The following is a 16,639-nucleotide window of genomic DNA, read 5'->3' on the forward strand; positions in this document are numbered from 1 at the left end:
TTTTTATTTTATAGGCTTAATACTCATACCGTCCCTTACTTTCAGCAGGGCTGTTGTTACATAGCGTTCATCCGGGCGGATGCCGCTGACGATCTGCCGGAGCGTGTCGTTCACCAACTGTCCGGCTTCGATGTGGCGATAGCGTACGATGTTCGAGTCGTTGACGATATACAGGAATTTCCCTAACTGGTCGGTACCGATGGAGGCGTCGCGCACCAGGATGGCATCTTTCTGTTCGCTGTACGGCAGTGTGATGGTGACGTAGAGGCCGCTCTTCAGTTCGCCGTCTTCGTTCTTCAGGTTGGCACGGACGTTCAGCGTCCCGGTCGAGAGGTCGATATTGGGAGAGAGGTAGTCCAGCGTGCCGGTGTAGGTCTGGCGTCCGTCCTGTCCGGCGCGTATGGTGACATGGGTCGGCATCTTGATACTGGGATCGTTCTGTGCGGCAATAAGCTTCATACGCATGAACTGGTTGTCTTCGATGTTGAAGTTGGCATACATCAGGTCGTCTTTATATAAGGTGGCCAGTGTGACGGGTTGGACGGCTCCGTTGATATAGTTGCCTACGTCATAGCTTGCCCGTGTGACGCGTCCGTCGTAAGGAGCCCGTATGAAGCAATAGCCCAGGTTGGTCCGGGCCGTTTTCAGGGTGGCTTCGGCGTTACGTACGGAGGCTTCCATCTCGGCGGCTGTCGATTGTGCCTGCAAGACCTGTATCTGGCTGACGGCACCGCTTTTGGCGGCTTCTTTCATGCGTTCGTAGTTACTTCGGGCATAATCTACCTGGGCTTTAGCCGTGTTGAGGGCGGCTTCCGCCTGCGTGACATTATTCTGGTAGACCTCCGGTTCGATCACGAATATCAGGTCGCCTTTCTTCACTTTGGCTCCCGGCACAAGTTCGGACGATTGCAGATATCCGTTTACACGTGCAACAAGGTTGACCATCCTGTCCGAACTCAGATAGCCCGGATAATCCTTCGTCAAGGTTATATCTTTTACAACCGGCATCGCCACGCTGATCGAAGCGCCGGCGTTTCCGTCTGCTGTTTCTTCTCCTTGCAGCCTGCCAGCATCACCACCGCCAGCCCCACAATCCCTATTCTAAAATACGTCTTCATCTTCTTATTTTTTAATTCTTAATTTTCAACTTTCAACTATTCTTCAATTCCCCAACCTCCCCCTAACGCCTGATAAAGCTGTATCAGGCTAAGGAGGGAAGATCCTTTCGCCTGTGTCAACTCGTTCTCGTAGGAAAGGAGGGAACGTTGGGCGTCCAGTACGTTCTGGAAGGGGGTCAATCCCTGTTTGTATAGGTCGAGGGAGAGTTCCAGGGTTTGCTTTCCCTGGTTGACCACTTCCCGGAGGGCGACGATCTGCCGGATCGAGTTTTTGTAGGCGTTCATCGCATTGTCCACTTCCTGGACGGCTGTCAGCACATCCTGGTTGAACTGGCGGATCGACTCGTCGAGTTGGGCTTTGGCAAGCCGTGTGGCCTGTGCCAGTTTACCTCCCTGGAAGAAGCTCCAGGAGATGGACGGGGCGATCTCGTACGTGAGGCTATTGTGGTTCGCCAGTTTATCCAAATCGTGCGATGCGAACCCTACCGAACCGTTTACAAATACCTTCGGCCACCAATCGGATTTGGATGCACCGAGTGAGGCAGCCTGTGCATTCACCAGCCGTTCGGCTGACCGGATATCCGGACGGCGGAGCAGCAAGTTGGCCGGAATGCCGATGCCGACCATTTCGACATACTCCGGCAACGGTTTCTGTGTCTCCATGATCTTACGGGCATCCTGAGGGTAGAGTCCCATCAATACGCCTAATGCGTTTGTGTATTGGATAATCCCGGCTTCCAACATCGGAAGGGAGGCTTTTGTGTCGTAGTAGACGGATAGGGCCTGTGCTACGTCGAGTTTGGAGACAAGCCCTGTCTCATACCGTTTTTCCGTGATCTTGACGACGGCAAGCTGTGATTGGCAGTTCTTTTTCACAACCTCCACTTCCTGTTGCAGTTTCCGCAGGTTGATGTAGGCGGAAGCTACCTGTGCACAGAGGGACACCATCACGGCATTATAGTCCTCTTTCGAGGCGGCGAAGCTTTCCTTCTGTGCCTTTACACGGTTACGGATACTGCCGAATACGTCGATCTCCCAATTCATCGAGAGGGTGGCATTGCTGTATTGGGTTGTTGTTCGCGGCAGGCTGCCGGTGTTACCGCTGGTTTGTTGGCGGGTCCAGCCTGCCGAAAGTCCGAGGGTGGGCGAGTAGCTGCCTTGTTGGATGCGCAGGTTCGCCTTAGCCATTGCAATGCGGTCTGCCGCCATCAGTACGGAGTAGTTTTGCCGGACGGCCACTTCGATCAGCGAATCCAGTACGGGGTCGTTGAAGTTCTTCCACCACTGGTCGTCTACCGGTAATGTCTGTTGGAAATTACTGTCGTCTTCCTGCCACGCCTCCGGCAATGCGTGATCCAGGTATTTGTGTTCCCCTTGTGCCTGTACCGTCATAGGCAAAATCAGGGAGAGCACAGCATAACACCATGTACGTATGTGCATAACTTTTTTGTTTAGATTTAGCCATTAAAGAACAGACTTCTGGTAGAATTGTTTGTCTCTTTTTATTTCTTTCTGTTTATTTTAGCCTCCCTTCCTTCCTTGTCTGGTCGTTTAATACTGGCAAGTAGTGAGCAATAACGGGTAAATACCGGTCTTCTATTGCATGTTACGGTTGTATTCTTTGCATGTTACAACTGTCTTCCTTCTATGTTACAGTTGGATTTCTTTTGTTTTACAGCTGTGACATGAATAGCGGGTAGGTATGGAGGGGGCACACATTCCGCATCGTTCATTCTATCTGCCGGGTCATTCATTCCTTTACGGCACCATACCCTCATGAAGTACTGCAATACTATTTCGTTTTGTATCTTTGCCCATGAATTAAATGAAATTCGAATGGGAAAGAAAGAAGAATATAAGGAACAGAATTTGCTGTTTATGGATGAGATGGCCGGACAGGCGGGAGTTATGAAACTTCCTTGCGGCGTGTTATATAAAGAAATAGAGAAAGGTTCCGGTATGGTTTCGCCGGGGTTGAGTGATGTAGTTTCCGTCCATTATCGCGGCACGTTGATTAACGGACGTGAGTTCGACAACTCCTGGAAACGAGGATATCCGGAGGCTTTCCGGCTGAACCAGGTGATCGAAGGCTGGCAGGAAGCCCTTCGGCACATGCATGTAGGGGACCGTTGGATGATCTATATTCCTTATACGCTTGGATACGGCACACGTACATCCGGTCCGATCCCCGGTTTCTCTACGCTGGTCTTTGAAGTGGAGCTGCTGGGCATTGCCTGATCAGGCGCTCCGTACCGTCTTTTTCAACCTGCGGTAGACATAGATGAACGCCGGAACCAGGAACAGGTCGGCTGCGACCCAAGCTGTCGGGTCACCGAAGCAGACGGCAAGGAACCCAAATACCGGTACGGCAAGAACACTGACTAATGCCCGCGCTATCATCTCGGACACGCCGGAGAGCATGGCGAGATTGGTGTAGCCCGCCCCTTGTATGGTGTAGCGCAGGATACAAAGCAATCCTAAAATCGGGAAAAAATAGCAGGAGGCATGGAGGAACAAGACTGTGTTTTCCAGTATTTCCGTCTCCGAAGCATCCACGAACAGCAGGGAAATCTTGTCGGAAGTCCACATTAATATGATGAAAGTAACCACGGCATAGAGCATCATCATCAGGGAGCTGGCTTTGATGCCCTGCCAGATACGTTCCGGCTTACCCGCCCCATAGTTTTGTCCCGCATAGGTCGCCATCGCAATACCCAGGCTTTCAAAAGGACAGATAAAGAACATCTTGATTCGCATGGCGGCGGTAAAGGCGGCTACACAGGCGGTTCCCAGTGCGTTGTTGGCACTTTGCAACATGATACTGCCGATAGCCGTAATCGAGAATTGGAGCCCCATCGGGACGCCTATATATAGTAAGTTCTTAGCCAATGGCAGGCGGAATTTCCGATCTTCGGGAGTTCCTCTTAGAATCGGGAAATGCCGGTACATATAGAAGTAACATAGCAAGGCCGATACGCCTTGTGACACAACGGTTGCAATTCCCGCACCCAACACGCCCCATCCCAATACGAGGATACAGAAGAGGTCGAGCACGATATTCAATACGGTCGAGAAAAGAAGGAACCAGAATGGCGTTTTGCTGTCTCCAAGTGCACGTATGATACTCGATAGCAGGTTGTAGAAGAACGTATAGGGTACTCCGATAAACGTCACCAACAGGTAAAGATAGGCTCCGCGGAAAATATTGTCCGGCGTCCGCATATTACGCAGAATATCCGCGCAGTAGATGCTTGTCAGGATCGCAATAACGACAGACATCAGGGTTGCCAGTTGCAGGCTGACCGCCACATAACGCCTCATTGTCTTGTAATCCCTCGCCCCGAACTTCTGTGCAACCGGAATCCCGAACCCGCAACAACACCCGTTACAGAATCCCAGTATCAGGAACACGACCGACGTACTTGCCCCGATTGCAGCCAAGTCGTTAATCCCTAAGAATTTTCCAACGATAGCGGCATCGACAAGCGAATAGGTTTGTTGCAATATATTTCCAAGCAACAGCGGGAAGGTAAAATTGAGAATAAGCGGAAGGGGAGCTCCCGCCGTCATTTCTTTAGTAGTAGTTGCCATAAATTTGATCCCTAAACAATTTGGGTGCAAATATAGAGAAAAGGTGGAAATGTTGTTCTGATAAGTGTATTTTTTAGTTTTATAAGAAGAAAAAGGTTTCAATGCCGGATTATAAAATATATGACGATAGAATCCAAAAATATCAGTACATTTGCGGAGAATAATTTATAAACGTAAAAACAAATAAACATGGAAAACACAAACTCTGCTTCAAAAGGGTATTTATTCCCTTTGGTTGTAATTGGCGTACTGTTCTTTATGATCGGCTTCGCTTTAGGCATTAACGGATTGATTATTCCGTTCCTGCGTACGGCATTGGATTTGACTACCGCCGAATCCTATCTGGTTCTGGCCGCTACTTTCTCTACATTTGTTATCTTCGGTTATCCCTGCGGGCTTATCATCAAGGCGATCGGGTATAAGAAGACGATGATTCTTTCGTTCCTGTTTTTTGCAATTGGTTTGTATCTGTTTATCCCGTCTGCCGAGAACCAGAGTTTTGCCATGTTCCTGTTGGCTTCGTTCGTAAGCGGTATCGGTAATACGATGTTGCAGGCGGCTGTAAATCCCTATATTACAATTCTCGGACCGCTGGAAAGCGCTGCTACCCGTATGAGCATGATGGGGATTGCCAATAAGGCGGCTTGGGCGATCGCACCTATTTTCCTGGGCGTATTCCTGAATCTGGGCGATGTGCAGTTGGATGACATTAAGTTGCCGTTCTACTTTATCTCCGGTATTTTTGTCTTGTTGGGTGTTTTGGTTGCTTTTGTCCCGCTGCCCGAAGTGAAAGCGGAAGGGGAGGACGAGAGTGATGAGGAAGCTTCTTCTTCCTATGCCTCCACAAAGACAAGTATCTGGCAGTTCCCGCACCTGCTGTTAGGTCTGGTGTCTTTGCTGTGTTATGTAGGTGTTGAAACGTTGGCAATGGCAAGTATTGTGGATTATGCCAAATCGATAGGTCTGGCTGACCCGCAGATATATACTTCTTATACGGTGATCGGTATGGTGGCCGGTTATCTGGTCGGCGTATTCTTTATTCCGAAATATCTCTCACAGGAAAAGGCTATGTTTATCTGTGCTATAATAGGTGTGATAAGTTCTTTGCTGGTCGTATTCCTTCCGGTTCATGTTTCCATCTGGTTCGTCGCCCTGTTGGGTCTTGCCAATTCGTTGATGTGGCCGGCTTTGTGGCCGCTTGCCATGAAAGACCTGGGCAAGTTCACCAAGACGGGTTCTTCGCTGTTGGTGATGGCTATCGTGGGTGGCGCTATCTTCCCGTTACTGTTCGGTTGGTTGGCTGATGTGTTCGGCGACTTGCAACAGGCTTACTGGATCTGCTTCCCGGCTTATCTGATGATTTTCTATTATGCGTTGAGCGGACATAAGATTCGGGTTTGACCTGATAATAATAAATAGATGAAGGGGCTTACACGGCCCCTTTTTTTGTGCCGGTCAGTATCTCCCGGAGAGGTGTGCCGGTTAATCGGCTTTCGACCCAGGCTGTAAAATCGAATGTTTTAAGGAGTTGTTTTTCATATTTGTCTTGTCGGATTAGTGTGATCTCTTTCCGGTATTGCTGCCAAAGTTTTTCCCTGTCTTTTTTATAGACGGGCAAGGGATGGGCCATCAGGAAATGGAACAGGAGTTTTTCGGTTCTGTATGTTTGTTTCTCGTAGCGGATATTGCGTTTGATGGAGTTGATTTCGTTTGCAAAAAAGTCATAATTGCCCGATTCCGCCTGTATTAGCAGATTGACAAGACGGGCTGTTTTGTAAGAGGGCAATGTGTGGAATGATTTGCCGGAGCCGAATATCTTTTTCATGCTCTTACGGGCTTTTGCCGGTTCTCCCAGGCAAAGATGGAGGATGGCGGAATAAAGGGCCAGCCGCAATTGTGTTTCCGGTCCCGCTGTCGTGGCTTTTTTTGACAAGAGTTCGTTGTTCTCCGCTGCAAGATGTGAAGCCGCTTCGAATTGTCCTGTATTGAGCAAGCTTGAGAGTCTGTACAAATAGAGGCGGGCTTGCACTTCTATCAGAAATTCCGACGGATAGTCGCCTGTGCTGATTTCTTCGAGTTTGGACAGGAAGAAAGGCATTTCCTGATATAATCCGGCGACGTGTAGGCTATCCAGTACCCCTTCGATGGCGCTGAGATAGTAGATCGGCGGGTTGAGAATCAGATGGCGGTTGGCTTCAAACAGGGTGATCAATTCCTGATAGAAGCGGATGGCGGATTTGTAGTTTCCCGTGTTCAGGTAATAGGTTGCCTGGAACAGCAAGTGAAGCTTACGAGCCTCGAATCCCTGGTAGGAATGGTTGGCAACCAGGTTTAGTTCACTTAAAACAAGATCGTTCAGGTCTTCTTTCTGCTTGTCGGAACGGGCATATCCTTTGTAAGTGATGCGGTGTTTCAGAATGTCATATAATTGCAGGTGGAGGTTGGTGTTGCGGGCGTATTTCATCACGTCGTTAATCTGCATCTGTTTATTTACCAACTCTTTCTCGCTGATACCTTCAAAGCCGAGTGCACTCATATATTTCAGCTCCGTACGGCGGATCAACAGAAGCAGCGGGTCGTTTTCATACGTGACAGCCTGCTTCCGGGCCTTATCTAATTCGTCAAATGCATTGTCGAATAGCTCGCGTTCAAACAAGATACCGGCTTTGGTGATGTAATTGAAAATGGCTGTCTGTATATCCTGCTTTTCACGCAATTGCACAAGGCTGTCCAACAATACCTGGTAGAGATGTTTGGCTGCCATCTCGAAGCTTTTTTCATTTACTTCATCGCAGAATTTCTCGAATATCTGGTCGGGAGAGAAGCCTTCACATATCAGATCATACAGGATCATATAGTTCTTATCCCCGTTTTGCAGATTGGAGCAGAGCCGGATATACCGTTTTTCCGCTTTGGAGAGCGATTGGATCAGTAGAATGATCTGGTTGAGTTTTGTGGCTTGTTTCATGAACTTATCTGCTTGTATATGAGTTTTATTCTTGCAAACTTCTTTTGCAAAAGTAAGATTTGGGTTTATCTTTACAAAAGAATTATGCAGAAAAAGAGAAAAGATATACGATTATATTTGTAACGCTTCATTGTGGACAATTATATTTAATACGAGATACAGGCATGGATACAACACAGTCAATCAGGCAACAGATCCTGGTGGTCGGTAGCAGCAATACCGATATGGTCATAAAAGCCGCCCATCTGCCCCGTCCGGGCGAGACGATTTTAGGCGGAACCTTCTTCATGAATCCCGGTGGGAAAGGGGCAAACCAGGCAGTCGCCATTGCACGCTTGGGTGGTCCGGTTACTTTTATCTGCAAGACCGGAAGTGATATATTCGGCCATCAGTCGCAACAGCTTTTCGAGGAGGAGGGTATCAATACTTCTTATATATTTTCAGATTCCGAGCATCCTTCCGGTGTGGCGCTGATCACGGTGGACGAGAAGGCCGAAAATTGTATTGTCGTTGCCTCCGGAGCGAATGCCAACCTGATGCCCTCCGATTTGGCCAGGGCGGAGGAGGCCATCGAGCAGGCCGATCTGGTTTTGATGCAGTTGGAGATCCCGATGGAGACAGTCTGTTATGTCGCCGATCTGGCTTGGGAGAAGGGAAAGAAGGTGATCCTGAATCCGGCTCCCGCTCATCCGTTATCAGCCGAACTGCTTCGCCGTTTATACTTGATCACACCGAATGAGACGGAAGCGGAAATGATTTCCGGCGTGAAGATAACAGACGACTCCTCCGCCTGTGAAGCCGCCCGTGTCCTTTCCGGGATGGGAGTGCAGAACGTGATCATTACACTCGGATCGAAAGGAGCGCTTATCTACTGTGACGGAAAGTCCGAGATTGTCCCGGCCTGGAAAGTGGAGGCTGTCGATACGACGGCAGCCGGCGATGTGTTTAACGGAGCCCTGACCGTAGCCCTTTCCGAGGGGCGCGACCTGAAGGAAGCTGCCCGTTTTGCCTGTAAGGCTTCGGCTATATCGGTGACACGTGTAGGGGCGCAATCATCGGCACCTTATCGGAATGAAGTGGATATTTTCGGTTAATATAAATCTTATTTGTTATTATGAAAAAGGCAATATTACAAATGCTGGCTGTTGTTTTGATAGGGGGAGCAATCTCTTGTTCGCAGCAACCGGCCGGACAAAAAACGGCAACTCTTCCCGAAACATTTACAATCAGCCGGGAAAGATTATTGGATAAGATAAAAGGCGGTTGGGCCGGACAAACGATCGGTTGTACCTATGGCGGACCGACAGAGTTCAGGTATAACGGGACGATGATCCAGGAATATGTCCCGATTCCCTGGACGGATGGGTATATCAAGTGGTGGTATGAGAACTCGCCCGGGTTGTATGACGATGTTTATATGGACCTGACGTTTGTCGATGTCTTCGACCGGTTAGGACTGGATGCTCCGGTCGATTCGTTTGCAATGGCTTTTGCAACAGCCGGCTATCCTCTCTGGCATGCGAACCAGTCGGCCCGTTATAATATTCTGCAGGGAATCATGCCGCCCGCTTCCGGGCATTGGTTGAATAATCCTCATGCGGACGATTTGGATTACCAGATAGAGGCGGACTATTCCGGTCTGATGTCGCCGGGAATGCCGAATGCGGCTTCCGAAATATCCGACAAGATCGGACATATCATGAATTATGGGGACGGATGGTATGGTGGCGTATATGTCGGTGCTATGTATTCGCTTGCCTTCGTGTCGGACGATATTGAATTTATTGTGACGGAAGCACTGAAAACGATACCGGAACAAAGCCGTTACTACCAATGCATGAGCGATGTGATCCGTTGGCATGCAGAATTTCCGGACGATTGGAAACGTACCTGGTTTGAATGCGAAAAGAAATGGAGTGAGGATATCGGTTGTCCGGATGGTGTCTTTGTCCCGTTTAATATCGATGCTGTTATTAACAGTGCTTATATCTTGATCGGGCTGTTGTATGGCGAGGGTGATTTCTTCAAGACAATGGATATTGCCACCCGTTGTGGCCAGGATTCGGACTGTAATCCTGCTTCGGCAGCCGGTATCTTAGGAACTGTCCTGGGCTATAGCCGGATTCCGGAATACTGGTTGAAGAATCTCAAGGAGGTGGAGGATTTGAATTTTGCCTATACGGATATATCGCTGAACCGGACTTATGAGATGTCATTCAAGCAGGCCTTGCAGATGATCGAACGGAACGGTGGAACGGTGGGGGAAAAAGAGGTCACGATTGCTTGTCAATCGCCAGTTCCGGTGTGTTATGAGAAAGCGTTTGAAGGATTATTTCCTCAAAATCTCATTCGTGTGAATAGAAATATAACCGATGTCGGGGAGATTGTGCTCGACGGAACAGGAATCGTATTCAAAGGATATGTACGGGCTGCCGATGAGCGTTATGTTGCCCGCGTCGAAATGTATATGGACGGCGAATGTGTCGAAACGGCTAATTTGCCTGCCGCTTCCAGAACCCGCAGAAATGATTTGTTCTGGAAATATCAGATTCCCAAAGGAAAGCATATCTTTACATTCAAATGGCTGAATCCGGCACCGGATGCTTCCGTTCATTTTAATGAGGCATTGGTCTATTCTGATGCGCCTCTTCAAGTTGTTCATCAATAAATTATAATACCATGAAGAAATCAATTCTTTTTATCTGTTTGGCCGCACTATTGGCTGCCTGTACCGGTAAGCCGGCGTCAACAACCGCAGAAGAGCCGGCTGCACAACCTGTCAACCTGATACTGGATACCGACCTGGGACCGGATTATGACGATGTAGGGGCAATGGCCCTGATGCATGCGCTGGCCGATAGCGGGCAGGTGAATATTCTGGCGACTGTTTCTTCCAATAAGGATGAGAATGTCGTGCCCTGTATCGAAGTGTTGAATACCTATTTCAAGCGGCCGGATATCCCTGTCGGAGCTCCGAAAGTGAGGGGCCCCTCCTTGACTACCTGGCATAAGGTTAAATGGACGGAAGCGCTTCCCGCCAACTATCCGCATAAGACAGTTAAAACATCGGATGCTCCCGACGCGGTGAAGGTGTACCGCCGGATTTTGAGTGCACAACCCGATAACAGCGTTGTGGTTTGTACGATCGGCTTTTTCACAAACCTGAAAGATCTTTTGCTCTCGCAGGGTGACGAATACAGTCCTCTTTCCGGTCGCGAGTTGGTGGCCAAGAAGGTGAAACGCTTGGTTTCGATGGCTGGTTTCTTTCCGGAAGGGAAAGAGTTTAATGTTTATTGTGATGTCCCGTCTTCCCGTGTAGTGGCGGAACAGTGGCCTACGGAAATCGTATTCAGTGGCTGGAAGATCGGGAATGTGATTCTTACCGGAAAGAAGCTCGTACGGATGAATGTGGAGAACAGCCCGGTGAAAGAGGCCTATTCCCTCTGTTTCGCCGAAGGTGATCCGGACGGGCGGATGAGCTGGGACCTTACGGCTGTATTGGTTGCTATCAAAGGATATGAACCCTATTACAATGTAGAGCGCGGAACTTTCCGTGTCGTGGACGATGAAGGAACGAATAGCTGGACACTGGACGAGAGAGGCAGGGACCTTCGCCTGATAGAGAAAGTGCCGCCGACGGAAATGGCGGCTTTGATCGAGAATTACATGATGCATCAACCTGTTTCAAAATAAGAATATTATGTTCATAGTACAAGATTATTCGTTGGCGATCCTGTTCTGCGTTGTAACAATGCTCTGTTGGGGATCGTGGGGAAATACGCAGAAGCTGGCTTCCAGAACGTGGCGGTATGAGTTCTTTTACTGGGATTATGTGATCGGAGTTTTGCTCTTTTCCATATTGTCAGCCTTTACGTTAGGAAGCATCGGCACTGAAGGACAGAGCTTCCTGCCCAATCTGGCACAGGCCGATATGGGCTCGTTGGGAAGCGCTTTCCTGGGTGGTATCGTTTTTAATGCAGCCAATATCCTCTTGTCGGCGGCCATTGCGATCTGCGGGATGTCGGTCGCTTTCCCGGTAGGGATCGGGTTGGCATTAGTGTTGGGCGTATTGGTCAACTATTTCGGGGCGGCCAAAGGTGAACCGATGTATATCTTTATCGGCGTGGCGTTGATCACTGTTGCCATCCTCCTGAACGGGCTGGCCTATAAAAAAGCATTGGTCGGTTCGAAGAAGGTTTCCGGAAAGGGTATCTTCATTTCTGTTGCCGCAGGTGTAATCATGGCTTTCTTCTACCGTTTCGTTGCCGCTTCGATGGACCTGGGGAATTTTGCCAATCCGGCTCCGGGCAAGCTGACTCCCTATACGGCTGTATTTATCTTCTCCCTGGGTGTGTTTATCAGTAATTTCCTGTTCAATACGATAGCGATGAAACGTCCGGTGGAAGGCGCTCCGGTATCCATCTCCGGTTATTTCAAAGGAAATGCCAAAACGCACCTTGTCGGTATGTTGGGCGGTGTAATCTGGTGTATCGGCCAGTCTTTCAGTATGATCGCATCCGAAAAGGCAGGAGCTGCCATCTCTTACGGTTTGGGACAGGGAGCGACACTTGTCTCCGCTCTGTGGGGGATTTTGATCTGGCATGAGTTTAAGGGAGCTCCGCGTTCGTCGGACTATCTGAATGCCGGAATGTTTGTCCTGTTTGTGATCGGTTTAGGATTTTTGATCTATGCCGGAGCATAATAATATCCCGTTTTTACCTTCCCGATAGTTATTTATCGGGAAAAAGCCTTACATTTGTCTTAGTTTCTTGTTTAATGGATATGTACAAAACTAAAAAGTAGGCTTATGAAAGAGGATAATGACATTTTCAAGAAGTTCCGGGACTCTTTTAGTAGGATTGACGGACATTTCCATATATTAGAACAGCGTGTACCGGTAGAACGGCAGATGGAATATTTTAAATATTCCGAGAAGATCAGGAAAGATAGAGACAAGCCGGATATCTCGAATATGGATTTTTCCATTTTCGAAAATAGTCTGGATGATCCCGAATCGTCTACGGAACATAAGAGATATGTATTGTCCATGCTGGCTACTTCCCGTAAGGTGAAAGCTTACCGGATCCTGGAAGAATATGCGCAGGCCCCTGATCCGGATGTGGCGGATTGGGCTTATATGGCGTTAATGGAGAGCCGTATCGCGTTGGAGTCCGAACTGTCTGACGAGAAGCAGGTTTATATCTCCACCGGTTTGGGTGGAAAAGGAGAGAAGTTACGTTTTTATGTCCTGATCCTGGCGAATGAACTGAAGCCGTTTCAGGATTATCAGCGGACAGTGATCGAACGTGAGTTTCCGTATTCCCTCGGGAAAGCGGACTGTGAGATCGAACGGTTGACAATCAATGAGAATTATTTGGAGCTGGTTTTTCTGATTCCGGTCCGGACAGATATCAAGTTGACGCTTGATCTGGTGATCGGCGAATGTAACCAGTATGGAAACTTCCTTTCCGATGTCTTCACAATCACAAATGTGAAGGAATTGTCGGCGGAGGAAGTGGACGAGATTATAAAGAAGAATGGAGGAAACAGTCAAGCAAGCCATTAAATATGGCATAGTTGGAGTAAGTAATACGGTAATAACCGCCGTTGTCATCTGGGTTATGATGAAGTTGTTCGGGTGTTCGGATGTAGTCTCGAACGTAGTCGGTTATGTGGCAGGCGTATTAAATAGTTTTATATGGAATAAGCAATGGACATTCCGGAGCTCGGCAGGATGGATCGGCAGTGCCGTCCGTTTTGGCGTAGTGTTCGGAGTGTGCTATTTGCTGCAGTTGGGATTGCTGCTGTATGTCCTGAATCCCTGCCTGCCGATCGATCCGTATTATAACCAGTTGATAGCAATGGCTTTCTATACGGTGATTAATTTTATAATGAATAAGTTCTATACGTTTAAGGCTTAAATGCAGATGAAGAAACTTGCGGTTATAGTTCCCTGTTATAACGAGGAATTGGTTATTGCCGAATCGTACCGGCGTACACGGGAAGCGTTGAGACAGCTTCCGGTTCAAACGGAAATTATTTACATCAACGACGGTAGCCGGGATCGCACGCGCTTGATGCTGAACGAGATTGCAGCAACCGATCCGCAGGTGAAAGTGATCCATTTCTCCCGCAACTTCGGCCACCAGCCGGCAGTGACGGCAGGCATCAATAATTGTGATGCCGACCTGGCTGTCATTCTGGATGCCGATATGCAAGACCCTCCTGAACTGATCTCCGATATCCTGGCTTTGCAAGAGAAGGAAGAGGCTAACGTGGTCTATTGTGTCCGCAAGTCGAGGGAAGGTGAGGGGCTTTTTAAGAAAATTACAGCGAAAGCCTTTTATCGTATGCTCAACTATATGAGTGATGTCAGCTTTCCTTTGGATACGGGCGATTTCCGTATGATAGACCGTAAAGTGATGGACCAGTTCGACCGCTTCCAGGAGCGGGGCAAATATATTCGTGGGCTGATCAGCTGGGTGGGTTTTAAGCAAGTTCCCTTTTATTACGAGCGCGAGGCGCGTATTGCCGGCGAGACGAAATATCCGTTTAGCAAGATGTGGAAGTTTGCTACGACTGCCATGCTCTATTTCTCAAAGAAACCGTTACGCTTGGCTACGAGCCTGGGATTTATAGCTGTGCTGGTCGGTATCGTATTGGCAATCTGGTTTACCTTAGGCAAGATATACGGTTTCAGCAAAGCCGAAACAGGCTGGACATCCATCATGACATCCGTCATTTTCTTTGGCGGCGTCCAGCTGTTGACAGTCGGCGTGTTAGGACAATACGTCGGAATCCTGTTTGATGAAATCAAAGCACGTCCGGAATATATCATCGATGAGAAGATGAACTTCTAAAACGCTTATTTTATCGGGTAATAAACGGACGGATCGCCGAGCAGACTTGGCTGACTGTCCGGCGGATGTTTGCTTTGGCAAACTCCGGCTCCATCGCTTTTTCTAATGAGATCGGGCCCGGCGTGATAGAGAATACTCCCTGGAAGCCTGCCCGGTTCATCTTTTCCGTATCTTCTACGCTTCCGGCTATCACGATGACGGGAATATTCTGTTTCTGTGCCTCTTTCAGGATACCGGAAGGGACTTTCCCCATGGCCGTTTGCCCGTCTACCCGTCCTTCACCGGTGATAACCAGATCGGCTCCTTTTACCTTTTCTTCAAAATTCAGTGCTTCGAGCATCAGGCGGATACCCGGCTTCAATTCGGCATTCAGGAATGCGAGGAAACCGCCGCCCATGCCTCCGGCTGCCCCGGCTCCGGGATAATCGGCAATCTCTTTGCCTGTTACTGACCGGATGACTTGTGCAAGAGAACGCATACCGGCGTCCAGTTCTTTCACCATATCGGAATCAGCCCCTTTTTGAGGGGCGAAGATATAAGCCGCCCCATCAGGACCGCAGAAAGGATTCTCCACGTCGCAGGCAATTGTGAAATGTGCCTCTTTTAAGGCCGGATGAACAGCAGACGTATCTATGGCTGCCACTTCCGACATAACCCTTCCACCTGTTCCCAACGGATTGCCATCCCTGTCCAGAAAGCGGAATCCTAACGCTTGCAGCATCCCCAGTCCGGCATCGTTGGTTGCACTGCCTCCGATACCGACAATGAACTTGCGGCAACCTCGCCGGAGTGCATCGAGGATCAGTTCGCCTGTCCCGTAGGTCGTAGTTAGCATCGGGTTTCTTTTCTCCCGCGGCACGAGTGGCAGTCCGCTGACTGTCGCCATCTCGATCAAAGCTGTCCGTCCGTCCCCCGAGAGGCCGTATCTGCCTTCTACGGGTTCCATCAGAGGACCGTGTACCGTCAGGTTTTCGTACGTCCCGTTTGTTATGGAAAGGAGTACATCCAACATGCCTTCGCCTCCGTCGGCGATAGGGAAAAGAAGTGTTTCGCAATTAGGAAAGACCGCATTTATTCCTGCCTCCGCCGCTTTCCCGGCCTCTTCAGTGGTCAGGCAACCTTTGAAGGAGTCCATAGCTATTACTACTTTATTCATTTCTTCCGTCTTATTTAAGTATCAGATAACTTGAGTGTTCAAATATATCTAAAGTTTGTGGAATGTTTTCAATGTTATCTTTTATTTGTGAAATATTCCTCCATTAGCAAAAGAGCCTTTTGTATTTCCTTAGTTGGTGTTTTACGGGTTTTCTTTTGTATAGGGAAGCGCTGTTCCTTGATAAACTCTTTAGCGTAATTGCCATAAAAGAAGATATTACGTATATTTTCCATAGTTTCAGTTTGTTTTTCTTTGCTATAAAATGGTAAAACTAAGTTTTTTGCCTAAGGCCCTGAATAAATCGAATAGTGTTGTAATCCCGACGTCAATCTTTCCATTTTCTATAAGAGAAAGATCACTTCGTTTCAAACCGACCTTTTCGGCAAGTTCCTGTTGAGTTAACCCTGCTTCTTTTCTGGCCAGTTTCAATCGTTCGCTAATACGAAAAAATTCGCTTTCCTTCTCAAGTTGTTCGCGTAGAGGAGTTCCGGTAGCACCAAAGAGTTCATCTTGTACTTCGTCCCAACTTTGGCAGTTGTTTGGTTGTAAATAAGTTGTCATAGTCAATTTTTTATTGTTTTTATCTCTGAGACAAAAGTATTTATAATTTGTGACATAACCAATAGTGAATATATTATATGGTTTATAATCATTTCTTTTTTTCTCAGAAAGGTCTTTGCCGGCCACCAGCTAATGCCAGGAATAGATATCCGGAAAGGAAAACAATTGTCTGTAACTATAAAAACAATTATTTTTGAATGCGAAATAAATTGCTTTTAACTACACTGACAATTGCTTTCCTTCTAAGGAATTGTGAACCTGTAAATGATGATTTAACGGTAAGACGCTACGTTTGTATTACCGGACGCAGATTTCGCAGATAACGCAGACGAACGCAGATCATTTATTGTTTTAAAAGAAAATAAGTCTGCGTTCCTCTGCGTAA

The 16,639-nt window shown here is 48.1% G+C and carries 15 protein-coding genes and 1 pseudogene; 9 read left to right on the forward strand and 7 right to left on the reverse strand.

Features of this window, described 5'->3' with window-relative positions:
- Positions 1-3: 3 nt before the first annotated feature.
- Both DW083_RS05740 and DW083_RS05745 read right to left on the reverse strand, forming a co-directional pair.
- A pseudogene (locus DW083_RS05740) lies at positions 4-1,118 on the reverse strand (efflux RND transporter periplasmic adaptor subunit).
- A gap of 36 nt (positions 1,119-1,154) precedes the next feature.
- Entirely contained in the window at positions 1,155-2,558 is a 1,404-nt protein-coding gene (locus tag DW083_RS05745) for an efflux transporter outer membrane subunit (protein WP_122331726.1), read from the reverse strand.
- Between the two features lie 396 nt (positions 2,559-2,954).
- Here DW083_RS05745 and DW083_RS05750 point away from each other — a divergent pair, with 396 nt between their 5' ends.
- Positions 2,955-3,356, forward strand: a complete 402-nt coding sequence (locus DW083_RS05750; protein ID WP_122331727.1) for an FKBP-type peptidyl-prolyl cis-trans isomerase — start codon at positions 2,955-2,957, stop codon at positions 3,354-3,356.
- Here DW083_RS05750 and DW083_RS05755 read toward each other — a convergent pair whose 3' ends face one another.
- The gene (locus DW083_RS05755; RefSeq protein WP_122331728.1) at positions 3,357-4,709 is read right to left on the reverse strand and encodes an MATE family efflux transporter; all 1,353 of its coding nucleotides are present in this window, start codon (positions 4,707-4,709) and stop codon (positions 3,357-3,359) included.
- A gap of 189 nt (positions 4,710-4,898) precedes the next feature.
- Between DW083_RS05755 and gluP the strand changes: the two genes are divergently transcribed.
- Positions 4,899-6,110 carry a glucose/galactose MFS transporter gene (gene gluP, locus DW083_RS05760; RefSeq protein WP_122331729.1) on the forward strand — a complete coding sequence of 404 codons (1,212 nt, stop codon included), beginning with the start codon at positions 4,899-4,901 and terminating at the stop codon, positions 6,108-6,110.
- A 28-nt stretch (positions 6,111-6,138) separates the two neighbouring features.
- Here the strand turns inward: gluP and DW083_RS05765 are convergent, their stop codons facing one another.
- Positions 6,139-7,677 carry a hypothetical protein gene (locus DW083_RS05765; RefSeq protein WP_122331730.1) on the reverse strand — a complete coding sequence of 513 codons (1,539 nt, stop codon included), beginning with the start codon at positions 7,675-7,677 and terminating at the stop codon, positions 6,139-6,141.
- A 164-nt stretch (positions 7,678-7,841) separates the two neighbouring features.
- Between DW083_RS05765 and rbsK the strand changes: the two genes are divergently transcribed.
- The 7 genes from rbsK (at position 7,842) to DW083_RS05800 (ending at position 14,537) form a co-directional block, all read left to right on the forward strand.
- The gene (rbsK, locus tag DW083_RS05770) at positions 7,842-8,771 is read left to right on the forward strand and encodes a ribokinase (RefSeq protein ID WP_122331731.1); all 930 of its coding nucleotides are present in this window, start codon (positions 7,842-7,844) and stop codon (positions 8,769-8,771) included.
- Positions 8,772-8,791: 20 nt separating this feature from the next.
- Positions 8,792-10,345: an ADP-ribosylglycohydrolase family protein gene (locus tag DW083_RS05775; protein WP_122331732.1), complete on the forward strand. Its 1,554-nt coding sequence runs from the start codon at positions 8,792-8,794 to the stop codon at positions 10,343-10,345.
- A gap of 11 nt (positions 10,346-10,356) precedes the next feature.
- A complete protein-coding gene (locus DW083_RS05780) occupies positions 10,357-11,370 on the forward strand; it encodes a nucleoside hydrolase (RefSeq protein WP_122331733.1) in 1,014 nt (337 codons plus the stop codon).
- 7 nt (positions 11,371-11,377) lie between these two features.
- A complete protein-coding gene (locus DW083_RS05785; protein WP_115498756.1) occupies positions 11,378-12,379 on the forward strand; it encodes a GRP family sugar transporter in 1,002 nt (333 codons plus the stop codon).
- A 105-nt stretch (positions 12,380-12,484) separates the two neighbouring features.
- Positions 12,485-13,243, forward strand: coding sequence for a hypothetical protein (locus DW083_RS05790; RefSeq protein WP_122331734.1), 759 nt, complete (start codon positions 12,485-12,487; stop codon positions 13,241-13,243).
- Entirely contained in the window at positions 13,215-13,598 is a 384-nt protein-coding gene (locus DW083_RS05795) for a GtrA family protein (RefSeq protein WP_122331735.1), read from the forward strand. The genes DW083_RS05790 and DW083_RS05795 overlap by 29 nt, the downstream gene beginning before the upstream one ends.
- Before the next feature lie 6 nt (positions 13,599-13,604).
- Positions 13,605-14,537 (forward strand): glycosyltransferase family 2 protein, encoded by a 933-nt coding sequence (locus tag DW083_RS05800; RefSeq protein WP_122331742.1) that lies wholly within the window; start codon positions 13,605-13,607, stop codon positions 14,535-14,537.
- A gap of 10 nt (positions 14,538-14,547) precedes the next feature.
- On the opposite strand, the gene DW083_RS05805 is transcribed toward DW083_RS05800, so the two are convergent.
- The 3 genes from DW083_RS05805 to DW083_RS05815 all read right to left on the reverse strand — a co-directional run bounded on the left by DW083_RS05805 (position 14,548) and on the right by DW083_RS05815 (position 16,380).
- Complete coding sequence (locus DW083_RS05805) at positions 14,548-15,693, reverse strand: glycerate kinase (RefSeq protein WP_122331736.1); 1,146 nt, start codon at positions 15,691-15,693, stop codon at positions 14,548-14,550.
- Positions 15,694-15,767: 74 nt separating this feature from the next.
- On the reverse strand, positions 15,768-15,926 hold the full coding sequence (locus DW083_RS05810) for a type II toxin-antitoxin system RelE/ParE family toxin (protein ID WP_122331737.1): 159 nt from the start codon (positions 15,924-15,926) through the stop codon (positions 15,768-15,770).
- A gap of 22 nt (positions 15,927-15,948) precedes the next feature.
- Positions 15,949-16,380, reverse strand: coding sequence for a helix-turn-helix domain-containing protein (locus DW083_RS05815; protein WP_147382091.1), 432 nt, complete (start codon positions 16,378-16,380; stop codon positions 15,949-15,951).
- Positions 16,381-16,639: the final 259 nt, after the last annotated feature.

The sequence above is a fragment of the Parabacteroides sp. AF48-14 genome, assembly GCF_003477465.1.
GTDB classification, from domain to species: domain Bacteria; phylum Bacteroidota; class Bacteroidia; order Bacteroidales; family Tannerellaceae; genus Parabacteroides; species Parabacteroides acidifaciens.

What these genes read in the sequence shown, in the direction of transcription:
- DW083_RS05745 (WP_122331726.1), bottom strand. Translation starts at nt 2,558, where the DNA reads ATGCACATACGTACATGGTGTTATGCTGTGCTCTCCCTGATTTTGCCT.
- DW083_RS05750 (WP_122331727.1), top strand. Translation starts at nt 2,955, where the DNA reads ATGGGAAAGAAAGAAGAATATAAGGAACAGAATTTGCTGTTTATGGAT.
- DW083_RS05755 (WP_122331728.1), bottom strand. Translation starts at nt 4,709, where the DNA reads ATGGCAACTACTACTAAAGAAATGACGGCGGGAGCTCCCCTTCCGCTT.
- gluP (WP_122331729.1), top strand. Translation starts at nt 4,899, where the DNA reads ATGGAAAACACAAACTCTGCTTCAAAAGGGTATTTATTCCCTTTGGTT.
- DW083_RS05765 (WP_122331730.1), bottom strand. Translation starts at nt 7,677, where the DNA reads ATGAAACAAGCCACAAAACTCAACCAGATCATTCTACTGATCCAATCG.
- rbsK (WP_122331731.1), top strand. Translation starts at nt 7,842, where the DNA reads ATGGATACAACACAGTCAATCAGGCAACAGATCCTGGTGGTCGGTAGC.
- DW083_RS05775 (WP_122331732.1), top strand. Translation starts at nt 8,792, where the DNA reads ATGAAAAAGGCAATATTACAAATGCTGGCTGTTGTTTTGATAGGGGGA.
- DW083_RS05780 (WP_122331733.1), top strand. Translation starts at nt 10,357, where the DNA reads ATGAAGAAATCAATTCTTTTTATCTGTTTGGCCGCACTATTGGCTGCC.
- DW083_RS05785 (WP_115498756.1), top strand. Translation starts at nt 11,378, where the DNA reads ATGTTCATAGTACAAGATTATTCGTTGGCGATCCTGTTCTGCGTTGTA.
- DW083_RS05790 (WP_122331734.1), top strand. Translation starts at nt 12,485, where the DNA reads ATGAAAGAGGATAATGACATTTTCAAGAAGTTCCGGGACTCTTTTAGT.
- DW083_RS05795 (WP_122331735.1), top strand. Translation starts at nt 13,215, where the DNA reads ATGGAGGAAACAGTCAAGCAAGCCATTAAATATGGCATAGTTGGAGTA.
- DW083_RS05800 (WP_122331742.1), top strand. Translation starts at nt 13,605, where the DNA reads ATGAAGAAACTTGCGGTTATAGTTCCCTGTTATAACGAGGAATTGGTT.
- DW083_RS05805 (WP_122331736.1), bottom strand. Translation starts at nt 15,693, where the DNA reads ATGAATAAAGTAGTAATAGCTATGGACTCCTTCAAAGGTTGCCTGACC.
- DW083_RS05810 (WP_122331737.1), bottom strand. Translation starts at nt 15,926, where the DNA reads ATGGAAAATATACGTAATATCTTCTTTTATGGCAATTACGCTAAAGAG.